At 63.6% G+C, this 10,685-nt stretch carries 8 protein-coding genes and 1 pseudogene; 2 read left to right on the top strand and 7 right to left on the bottom strand.

Annotation, left to right across the window (positions count from 1 at the left end; all coding sequences use genetic code 11):
* From ACTS2Z_RS14090 to ACTS2Z_RS14070, 5 genes are all read right to left on the bottom strand, one after another.
* On the bottom strand, nt 1–254 hold a 254-nt coding region (locus ACTS2Z_RS14090), incomplete at its 3' end, for a hypothetical protein (RefSeq protein WP_442573836.1).
* 16 nt (nt 255–270) lie between these two features.
* Complete coding sequence (locus tag ACTS2Z_RS14085; protein WP_442573835.1) at nt 271–918, bottom strand: CoA transferase subunit B; 648 nt, start codon at nt 916–918, stop codon at nt 271–273.
* A 14-nt stretch (nt 919–932) separates the two neighbouring features.
* The gene (locus ACTS2Z_RS14080; protein WP_442573834.1) at nt 933–1,628 is read right to left on the bottom strand and encodes a CoA transferase subunit A; all 696 of its coding nucleotides are present in this window, start codon (nt 1,626–1,628) and stop codon (nt 933–935) included.
* A 318-nt stretch (nt 1,629–1,946) separates the two neighbouring features.
* A complete protein-coding gene (locus ACTS2Z_RS14075; RefSeq protein WP_442573833.1) occupies nt 1,947–2,843 on the bottom strand; it encodes a YihY/virulence factor BrkB family protein in 897 nt (298 codons plus the stop codon).
* A 67-nt stretch (nt 2,844–2,910) separates the two neighbouring features.
* Nucleotides 2,911–4,056 (bottom strand): CaiB/BaiF CoA transferase family protein, encoded by a 1,146-nt coding sequence (locus tag ACTS2Z_RS14070; RefSeq protein WP_442573832.1) that lies wholly within the window; start codon nt 4,054–4,056, stop codon nt 2,911–2,913.
* A 103-nt stretch (nt 4,057–4,159) separates the two neighbouring features.
* Between ACTS2Z_RS14070 and ACTS2Z_RS14065 the strand changes: the two genes are divergently transcribed.
* Nucleotides 4,160–5,437 (top strand): diguanylate cyclase domain-containing protein, encoded by a 1,278-nt coding sequence (locus tag ACTS2Z_RS14065; protein ID WP_442573831.1) that lies wholly within the window; start codon nt 4,160–4,162, stop codon nt 5,435–5,437.
* Between the two features lie 20 nt (nt 5,438–5,457).
* Here the strand turns inward: ACTS2Z_RS14065 and mfd are convergent, their stop codons facing one another.
* Both mfd and ACTS2Z_RS14055 read right to left on the bottom strand, forming a co-directional pair.
* The gene (mfd, locus tag ACTS2Z_RS14060) at nt 5,458–8,952 is read right to left on the bottom strand and encodes a transcription-repair coupling factor (RefSeq protein ID WP_442573830.1); all 3,495 of its coding nucleotides are present in this window, start codon (nt 8,950–8,952) and stop codon (nt 5,458–5,460) included.
* Between the two features lie 312 nt (nt 8,953–9,264).
* Nucleotides 9,265–9,630 carry an FAD assembly factor SdhE gene (locus ACTS2Z_RS14055; RefSeq protein ID WP_442573829.1) on the bottom strand — a complete coding sequence of 122 codons (366 nt, stop codon included), beginning with the start codon at nt 9,628–9,630 and terminating at the stop codon, nt 9,265–9,267.
* Nucleotides 9,631–9,686: 56 nt separating this feature from the next.
* Here ACTS2Z_RS14055 and ACTS2Z_RS14050 point away from each other — a divergent pair.
* Nucleotides 9,687–10,685 (top strand): annotated as a pseudogene (locus tag ACTS2Z_RS14050) (ATP-dependent DNA helicase RecG); the annotation flags it as partial.

Here is a 10,685-nt window from a genome sequence, read left to right as displayed (position 1 = left end):
ATCAGCCCGGCGGTCAGCGGTGGAACGAAGTCCAGACGGCTGCCTGCCGGGCGTGCGGAGCAGATGGCCATTCCGGCGGCCAGACATAGCCCGACGCCCAGAACGGCAACGATCGCAGCACTATTGGCGAAGGCCAGATGAGCCCGTGCCTCATCGACTGGAGCGTAGGGCCAGAGCGCACCGGTCAGCGCGAGTACGCTGACCGCAACGGTGCCGGCCGCGACCGTCAGACCCAAAGTTGTATGCAGGCGCACATTCATCAGTGGCGTTTCAAGCCGCCAGCTTGGACGCTACCCGATATTTCGCCTCGGTGGACTTGGCGATGTCGTCGAGCGTGACGCCGTCTGCAAGCTCGATGAGTTCCAGCCCGTCCTCGACCACATCAAACACGCCATAGGTGGTGATGATGCGGTCAACGCAGCCCTTGCCGGTCAGCGGCAGGGCGCATTCCTTGAGAAGCTTGGGAGAACCGTCCTTGGCGGTGTGCTCCATGATCACGACGACGCGCTGCACGCCGGCGACGAGGTCCATCGCACCGCCCATGCCCTTCACCATCTTGCCCGGGATCATCCAGTTGGCGATGTCACCCTTTTCGGACACTTCCATGGCGCCGAGAATGGACAGGTTGATATGGCCGCCGCGGATCATGCCGAAGCTGTCAGACGAGCTGAAATAGCTGGTGCGTTTGAGTTCGGTAATGGTCTGCTTGCCGGCATTGATGAGGTCAGCGTCGACCTTGTCCTCGGTCGGGAACGGGCCCATGCCGAGCATGCCGTTTTCCGATTGCAGGGTCACATCCATATCTTCGGGGATGTAGTTCGCCACAAGCGTCGGGATGCCGATGCCCAAATTGACGTAGAAGCCATCCTCAAGCTCTTTGGCGGCGCGTTCGGCGAGTTGGTCGCGGGTCCAGGCCATGCTCGTTTCCTCCGTTATGCCGCGCGCACGGTGCGCTGTTCGATGCGCTTCTCGTGCTCGCCCTTGATGATGCGCTGGACGAAAATGCCCGGCGTGTGGATGTGATCAGGATCGAGGCTGCCGACCGGCACAATCTCTTCGACCTCGGCGATCGTGACCTTCCCGGCAGTGGCCATCATCGGATTGAAATTGCGGGCGGTCTTGCGGAAGACGAGATTGCCTTCGCTGTCACCTTTCCACGCCTTGATGATGGAGAGATCAGCCTTCAGGCCGGTCTCCATCACATAGGTTTCGCCGTCGAAATCCTTGTGTTCCTTGCCTTCGGCAACGAGCGTGCCGACACCGGTCTTGGTGTAGAAGGCCGGAATGCCGGCGCCCCCTGCCCGGATACGCTCGGCCAGCGTGCCTTGCGGATTGAACTCCAGCTCGAGCTCGCCGGAGAGATACTGCTTCTCGAAGGTCTTGTTCTCGCCGACATAGGACGAGACCATCTTGCGGATCTGGCGGGTATGCAGAAGCAGGCCAAGCCCGAAATCGTCAACGCCGGCATTGTTGGAGATGACCGTCAGGTCCTTCACGCCGCTATCGCGCAAAGCCAGGATCAGGTTTTCCGGAATGCCGCACAGGCCAAACCCGCCGGCCATCACGGTCATGCCGTCAAAGGTCAGCCCCTCAAGCGCAGCAGCTGCATCCGCATAGACTTTCTTCACCGTTCGGGTCCTCCGGATAAATTTCAACGTGCGTTGTATAATTGCCCACAGCGCTTGCGCCAAGCGGCCAATTGCCTGCGGCATGCATCGGTGTGTGGGAATAGCGGATCGGGAAAGCCGGGTCCATGGGCGCCGGGTCCTGGACCTCAGAAGAAATGCGCCGGACCGGAGGCTAGACTCCGATCCGGCGCTGTCTGGATGCGCGAGGCTCCAGGAAGTCCGGATCCGGCGAGGGACTGGGAACACATGGCCCGAACTTCGAGTGTATAACGCCATAGCCTAGCTGAACCGTCGCTGAACGGGAATGATGGCCCCGGTTCAGTCTCCGGGTACCCGGAAATACTGACGGTCGGCTTCGATGGCGACGGCCCCGCCCAGAAACAGGATGTAGGCCGCCCAGTAGATCCACAGAAGGAAGATGATGACCGCGCCCAGCGAACCGTAGAGCGAGACACTCACTACAGTGGCGACATAGGTGTTGAAGCCTGCCGAAAGGGCAAGCCAGAGGCCGGTCGAAACCCCGGCGCCGATAGCGCACGCAAACCACGAGGTTTCCCGCGCACGCTGCATGACATAGCGATAGAGCAGCATCAGTGCTGCCATCATCGCGAGCACCGACACACTCCAGGGATTGATAACGACATTTACCGCCTCTCCGCCAAAGCCAAGAGGCTCCAGGATGCGGTTCAAGATCGCAGGCACAATCATCACGGTAAGATTGGCTGCTATAAGCAGGCCAACACCGGCCAGAACGGCCAGTATCGCGATCAGGTTGAACTTCACGAGTGAACGCAGCCCGTCCCGGCCCGCGATATGATTCAGGCCGGTGATGATGGCCTTGGTGCCACGCGATGCCGCGAAAAGGGCGATAGCCATCGCGATGACGCCTTGAAGGGTCAGAAGCGCAGGTGACGTCGTGGCAAGGCGGGAGAGCTGGTTCATCACCAGATTGGCAACTTCTGGCGGAAGGACGCGGGCTATGCGGCTGACCTGTTCGACGGCGTCGGCCTGATCCTGCACAAGCCCGTAGATGGATGCCACGACCGCAATTGCCGGAAAGATCGACAGGAGCGCAAAGAAGGACGCCCCGCCCGCATAGAGCATCATCTCGCGCTGGAGCACGCGAGCGATCGAACGCACGACGATTGCCAGCGGACCAAAGCCGGTCACGGCATTGATACGCTCTCTCGCGGCTCTCAGCCGGCGTACGACCACTCCATCCGCCTTTCACACCTTGCCCGGCACAGCCCGTCCTTGTGCAACGCACCAAGGCAAGGCTGGTTCACGCCTGCTTGCCGAATGCGCCCTTTTTCCGCAGTGCATCTATCGCATTCCGGTCAAACCCCCAGTCTGCCAGAACACTGTCGGTGTCTGACCCGGGCTTTGGGGCTGGTCCCTGAATGGCGCCAGGCGTCCGCGAGAAGCGCGGAGCGGGCGCTGCCTGGCGAACACCGGCAACTTCCGTGAAGACGCCGCGCTCGGCCATGTGAGGATGCACCGCGGCCTCATCGGTCGTCAGCACAGGCGCAAAGCAGGCATCGCTGCCTTCAAGCAGCGCAGACCATTCGTCGCGCGTCCTTGTCGAGAAAACCGCTTCCAGCCTTGCACGTTGAGCACCCCACTGGCTAGCATCGTAGGGATTGGCCATCACCGGTTCGCCGGAAAGGCCCAGCGTCTCCAGAAGCAGGCTGTAGAACTCCGGCTCCAGAGGGCCGATTGAGACGAACTTGCCGTCAGCGCACTTGTAGGTGCCGTAAAAGGCTGCCCCGCCATCGAGCAGGTTTTCGCCCCGCCCCCGGCTCCAGACACCCATGGCCTGAAGCTGGTGAATGGCTCCCATCAGCGATGCAGCACCGTCGACAATGGCGGCATCCACCACCTGGCCCTCTCCGGTCGTGCGGGCATGGGTAAGGGCCGCCAGCACGCCGAAGGCGAGATACAGCGAGCCGCCACCAAAATCGCCGACAAGATTGAGCGGAATGGCCGGACTTTCCGGCGTTCCCATCGCGTCGAGCGCGCCTGTGAGCGAGATATAGTTGATGTCATGGCCCGCCGCATGGGCGAGCGGCCCGTGCTGGCCCCAGCCTGTCATACGACCGTAAACGAGTGCGCGGTTGCGCTTGTGAGCGACGTCCGGGCCAAGCCCCAGACGCTCCATGACGCCCGGCCGGAAGCCTTCCAGCAGAATGTCCGCGCGGGCAACCAGATCGAGGCATGCGCTGACTGCGTCAGGGTTTTTCAGATCAAACGCCACCGAACGGCGCCCGCGCGCCAGAACTTCGGCCGGGCCTCCGCCATGGGCACCCGGGCGGTCGATCCGCACCACATCGGCGCCGAGGTCGGACAAAAGCATGGCTGCGAAAGGTGCAGGTCCCAGGCCAACAAATTCAACGACTTTAACGCCACGCAAAGGGCCTTGTGCATTCATGGGGCTGCTCCGGGCAGAAAAAATTGAGGCATTTGAAGGAATTCGGGTTGTGACACTGAAATTACACCGACACAATGGCAGCCCTGTCAGGCCCGGGGGACCTATGGGGCGTGCCGTAACCTTGCTTGTGTGTGGTGACGCCGAAGCTGCGGGCGAACTCGCCGGCGAGCTATGCGCGCTTGGATTTTCCGCCCGCCCCTCAAGCGCCTCTTCTCTGGCTGCCACGCTCGAGAGCGAGGCTGTCGATGCGGTTGTCACCTTTGAAGTTCTGGATCACTCGCTTCTTGGCGGAACGCGCGCGGTCATCTCGCTTGCGGGCCCATTCGATGGTGCGGACGCAGTCATCGTGCCGCCCGCCCATCCGATCCAGGTAGCTGCACGCATTCGCGGTCTCTTGCGCCTTGGCGTACTGGAAGAAGCCGCCCGCCAGCGCCTTGCCGATCTGGGCGATGCCGGTCAGATACTCGCCAAGGGCGAGCAGAAGTCCGGCCCCATATCAGTGCTCTATGCCGGCCCTCCGGACCCCGCCTATCTGCGGCTGGAGCACGCGCTGGAACGCGCTGGCGCTGCAACGATTGCCGCTTTCTCGACCTTCAACGCCTTTGACTATCTCCATGAGCGTGCATTCGACGCGGTGGTCCTGAACACGCGGCCCAAGCCCGATATCGCCCATACCGTGTGCTCGGCCATGCGCCGCAATACACGGCTCTATCACACGCCGACGGTGCTACTGAGCCATCAGGAAGTCTATCAGGCTGCTGACGAGGCATTCGCGCGCGGTGCATCGGATATCCTGCCCGCTTCGCTGGAAGCCGATGATCTGGCAGCCCGGATTCTGGCTCTTGCCCAGGAACGCCGCCGGCGCCGTCTGTCGAAAGGCCTTCTGGAGTCCTGCCGTGTTTCAGCGGTCCTCGACAGCGAAACGGACCTTTTCAGCGAAGCCTTCGGCCAGCGCCATCTGACAAGCCTGCTTTCGCTGTCACAGACCCGCAAGCTGCCATTGTCCGTAATCGGTCTGACCGTTGCGGTTCCGGGGTCTGCCGGCCCCTCCAGTGGACGCCATGCCTCGGGCGCCCTTAACCAGTTTGCCTCAATGCTGCGCCATTGTGTGCGGGCAGAGGACTTGGCCGTGCGCCTGTCTGGCGACACGTTCTACCTCGCCCTGCCTGGCACGGGCGCAGCCGATGCGCAGGTTGTCGCCGCTCGCGTTGCCGCGATTGCCGAGTGTACTGCGTATGAAGGGTCCGACCCGCTTCAACCGTTCCGGATCGTGCTGCGCCACCAGGCTGTCGAGGCAGGCCCCGGCGACCGGGCGTCCGCGCTGATCGCGCGCGCTTTCAGCGGACTTGGCGAACAGCAACCCGCTTTCGCTGCAGTCTGATCGGAAGCGGGATCCCGGTCTCAGGCCGCCCGGCCCCGGCTGGCGGCGTCCGCAATCGGGCCAATGAGACGCTGTACGCCCTTGAGCCGTCCCGCGATGTCCTCGAACTCCCCGCGAAGCACCATGGAGTTGTCAGGCCGCAGCTTGTAGTCGGCCGGCCGCCTGTTCATCAGCTCGATCAGCGCCATCGGGTCGGAAAACGCGTGATCGCGGAACGTCGCGACCGCGCCCTTGGGCCCGGCATCCAGCTTGGCAATGCCCGCCTTCTTGCAAAGCGCCTTGATAGCCACGACCTGCAGCAGGCTTTCAACCTCGTCAGGCAACGCGCCGAACCGGTCGATCAGTTCAGCCGCGAAAGTTTCACGTTCCTGCTTCGTGTCAAGCTTTGAAAGTCTGCGGTAAAGGCCCATACGGACATCAAGATCAGGAACATAGTAGTCCGGAATGAGGACCGCCGCGCCGGTATTGATCTGCGGTGACCAGTCACCTTCCTCGAGTGCGGGCGCATCGGTCTTGAGCGAGGCGACAGCTTCCTCCAGCATGGCCTGGTAGAGCTCGACTCCAACGTCTTTAATGTGACCGGACTGCTCCTCGCCAAGCAGGTTCCCGCCCCCGCGCAAGTCGAGGTCGTGGCTGGCAAGCGTGAAACCGGCGCCGAGACTGTCGAGCGACTGGAGTACTTTCACGCGCTTTTCCGCGCCTTCGGTAATCTTCTCGCGCGCAGGGGTGGTCAGATAGGCGTAGGCGCGCGCCTTGGAGCGCCCGACCCGTCCACGCAGCTGATAGAGTTGCGCCAGGCCGAACCGGTCCGCCCTGTGCACCACGAGCGTATTGGCTGTCGGCACGTCGATCCCGGATTCCACGATGGTGGTGGAAAGCAGCACATCAAACCGGCCCTCGTAGAAGGCCGTCATGATGTCTTCCAGCGACGTAGCCGCCATCTGGCCATGCGCAATTTCGAAGCTGATTTCCGGAACGGCTTCACGCAGGAATTCCGCCGTGTCTTCCAGATCGGAAATGCGCGGCACGACAAAGAAGCTCTGACCGCCCCGGTATTTCTCGCGCAACAGCGCTTCGCGCACGGTTACGGGATCGAATGGCGCGACGTAGGTGCGCACGGCCAGCCGGTCGACCGGCGGCGTCGCAATAATCGATAGATCACGAATACCGCTCATCGCGAGCTGCAAGGTGCGCGGAATGGGTGTCGCGGTCAGGGTAAGCACATGCACGTCGGTGCGCAGCTCTTTCAGCCGCTCCTTGTGCTTCACCCCGAAATGCTGCTCCTCGTCGATAATCAGGAGACCGAGATCAGAAAACGAGATCGTCTTGGCCAGCAGCGCGTGGGTGCCGACCACAATTTCGCAGCGCCCCTCCGCCAGCTCGTTGCGCGTCTCTGACGCTTCCTTTGCACTGACCAGCCGCGAAAGCTGGCGCACCTTGACCGGCCAGCCCTTGAAGCGCTCCGCGAAAGTGTTGAAGTGCTGGCGTGCGAGCAGCGTGGTAGGCGCCACAACCGCGACCTGCTTGCCAGTCATCGCCGTGATGAAGGCCGCGCGAAGGGCGACTTCGGTCTTGCCAAAGCCCACATCGCCGCAGATCAGCCGGTCCATCGGACGGCCGCGCGCAAGGTCCTCGAAGACATCCTCGATGGCCGACAGCTGATCGTCGGTCTCGGCAAACGGGAAGCGGGCCGCAAACTCGTCATAGAGCCCGGCTGGCGGTTCGATCACCACACCTTCGCGGGCGTTGCGGGCAGCCGCGATGCGGATGAGCTCGTCGGCCATGTCGCGAAGGCGCTTCTTGGCCTTTGCCTTGCGAGCCTGCCAGGCGACGCCGCCCAGCTTGTCGAGCTGCGCGGTCTCGCTGTCATTACCGTAGCGCGAGAGAAGCTCGATATTCTCTACCGGCAGGAAGAGCTTGGCGCCGCCCGCATATTCCAGCTCCAGACAGTCGTGGGGCGCGTCCTGCACCGTGAGCGTCTTCAGGCCGAGATAACGGCCAAGACCATGATCGGAATGGACGACGAAGTCGCCGGTAGAAAGGCTTCCCGCCTCGGTGATGAAGTCGGCATTCTTGCGCTTGCGCACCCGCCGGGCGAGGCGGTCGCCCAGAATGTCCTGCTCGGAAACGACGGCGAGCGTGTCCGTCTCGAAGCCCTGCTCCAGCGGCAGTACGACGCGCGCAATCGCGCTTTTCGGCAGGCTCTGAACCGCATTCCAGTCGCGCGCGATGGCAATCGGCGCCAGCCCGTGCTCGCCCAGCACGCTGGCCAGCCGGTCAGACGCCCCTTCGGTCCACCCCGCCACCATTACTCGCTTGCCCGACTGGCGAAGCTGGACGATGTGCTGGCGCGCCGCGTCAAAGACGTTGTGACCGGCCTGACGTTCGGCGGCAAAGCTCCGGCCGATACGGCCCGGAAGGGTAACCACGCTCTCGCCCGGCTCGTGCAACGCTGTGAAGCGCCGCGTGGCGCGCCCCGACAATAGCGCCTCCCATTCATCACCGGTCAGATAGAGCGCTTCGGGCTCCAGCGCGCGATAGACGGGAGCGGAAAAGGCCCCGCGTCCGGTATTGGCCTGAGCCGCATCCTGACGGGCCTGATAATAGTCGCTGACCTGTTCGAGGCGCTCGGCCACGGCGTCGCGCACCAGAGGGTCGAGCGCGACAAGGCCGCCCGTACCCAGATAGTCGAACACGGTTTCCATGCGCTCATGGAAGAGCGGCAACCAGTGCTCGGCGCCTTGCGGGCGGGCGCCTGCACTGACGGAATCGTAGACCGGGTCGCCAGACACCGCCCCGCCAAAGCGCTTCAGGAAGCCGGACCGGAAGCGCGAGATCGCGTCTGCATCGATCAGCACCTCGCTGACCGGCGTGAATTCCACACCCGGCAACTGGCGGGTGGTGCGCTGGCTCTCGACATCGAAAGCGCGCACCGATTCCAGCGTGTCACCGAAGAAATCGAGCCGCACCGGCTCTTCCGCGCTGGCCGGAAAGACGTCAATGACCCCGCCGCGCACGGCAAAATCGCCGCGCTCGGACACGGTCGCTGTACGCGTATAGCCATTGGCGGCGAAATAGGTGGTCAGGCGCTCCACCTCGACCAGCCCGCCCTGACGGGCACTGATGCCCGCCGTTGCCATCACGCTGCGCGGGGCAACGCGCTGGAGCATGCCGTTCACCGTCGCGATGACGATCAGCGTGCCGTCCCGCTTTGCATCCCAGTTGGCGAGACGGTGCAGAGCCCCTGCCCGGCGCGCTGCCGTGCGCGGGCTGGGACTGATCCGGTCATAGGGCTGACAATCCCAGGCGGGCAGGCGCAAACGCTGTATGTCCGGCGAGAAGAAGGCACACGCATCGGCAAAGGCGAGCGCGCGCGCTTCGTCCGAAGCGATAAACAGATTGATGCCGCCACGCGCCCGCGCTGCGTCGCAAAAGACAAGCGCGTCATAGCCCTCCGGCACACCGCTGACGGTCAGGCTTTCGGGTGCGGTGGCAATGCGGTTCAGGTCGGTCATATCTCGGCGTCCATAAATACGCTAGCGCCCGCACAGGCACTATTGCGCCCGTGCGGGTTTGAATTTTCTGCTCTGGGTCCCGGCTCGGGGGCCGCGGCCCCGGTCTTGATGGCTTTGAGCCTCTCCACCGGGTTCCCGGGCTTGACCCGGGATCCATTTTTAGTTCCCGCGCATCAGTGCTGGCGGACGTTTCGCCTGTCGGGCCGCCTGGCGGCCCGCAAGCGCGATCCCCGATCAAGCCGAGGACTGGCCGCGCGTCCGAGCCTATGCGAGGCGCGAAGCCCGGATGGGCTGAGCACCACCAGGAAAGATCTACTCGCCCGGACCGTCGCTCACGATGGCTTCGTGCCGGAAACTTTTCAGCGCATCCAGCACCGGTCCATCGAAATTGGCCGGCGTTTCGGCGCGTCCTGTGATCCAGGCATAGACCTCGGTGTCGGGCGCATCGAGCAAGCGCTCGAAAGCGTCCAGTTCGGCCGCATCGAGATCGGCAAGGCGCGCCTCGGCAAACCGGCCCATGATCAGGTCGGCTTCCTTGAAACCGCGCCGCCAGGCGCGAAACATGAGGCGCTTCCTGCGGTCGGCATCATTGATGGGCGTGTTCGGGTCGGAAAACGGATCATCACTCATGGCGCGGGATATAGCGGGCACGAGGGATGAGGCAAAGGGTGGTTTCATCACCTGCCTGTGCCAGCGCCCTTCCCTCCGCCCGCCCCGCGGGCAAAACTCATCCCATGCGCCCTGAGTCCCTCTTTCCCCTGTTTGCCGATCTGACGAGCCTGCCGGGCGTCGGGCCGAAGCTCGCCGGGCTGCTGGAAAAGGCGTTTGGCGGCGGGCGGGTGAAGGATGCGCTTTTCACACTTCCCACTGGCCTCGTCGATCGATCACGTCGAGTGACGGTATCGGAGTGCGGTGCGGGCGGCTCATCCGGCCTTGTCACGCTGGAGGTGGAGATCGAGGCGCATATCGCGCCGCCGACCTTCCGACAGCCCTACAAGATCCGGGCGAGCGACGAGACGGGCTTCCTCCATCTGGTCTTCTTCAATGCCCGCAAGGACTATCTGATGCGCGCCCTGCCGCCCGGCGAGCGCCGGATCGTGTCAGGCAAGGCTGAACGCTTCGGATCGGAAATCCAGATCGTCCACCCCGACCTTGTCGCAAAGCCCGGTGAGATACTCGCAGAGGATCTGATACAGCCGGTCTATCCCCTCACCGCCGGCCTGTCGGCCAATGTGGCGCGCAAGACCGTGCGGGCCGCTCTGGAGCGTTTGCCGGACCTGCCCGAATGGATCGATCCGTCACTGCCGGAACTTGCCGCCTGGCCCGTCTGGGCGGAGGCCATGCGGACCGTCCATGCGCCGCAAGGCGCAAGGGCGATGGAACCATCGGACCCGGCGCGGACCCGCCTCGCCTTTGATGAATTGCTGGCCCACCAGCTGGCCCTGAAGCTCGCCCGCGCGAGTCGCAAGGCACGCCGGGGGCGCGAGTTGAAAGGCTCTGGCGACAAGGTGAAGGCTGTGCTTGCCGCTGCACCCTTCACGCCGACCGGCGCCCAGATGCGCGCCTTCGAGGCGGCGAAAGCCGACATGGAAACGGCCACGCGCATGATGCGGCTCGTGCACGGCGATGTCGGGTCAGGCAAAACCTTTGTGGCTGCCCTTTGCGCGGCGCAGGCAGCCGAAGCCGGCGTGCTGCGTCAATCTCTTTCTGACGTTTGGATATTGCAGTTTCAA

Origin of the sequence: Glycocaulis sp. (assembly GCF_052168375.1) — a bacterium.
Lineage (GTDB): Bacteria > Pseudomonadota > Alphaproteobacteria > Caulobacterales > Maricaulaceae > Glycocaulis.
This window is presented reverse-complemented; position numbering and strand designations above follow the sequence as displayed.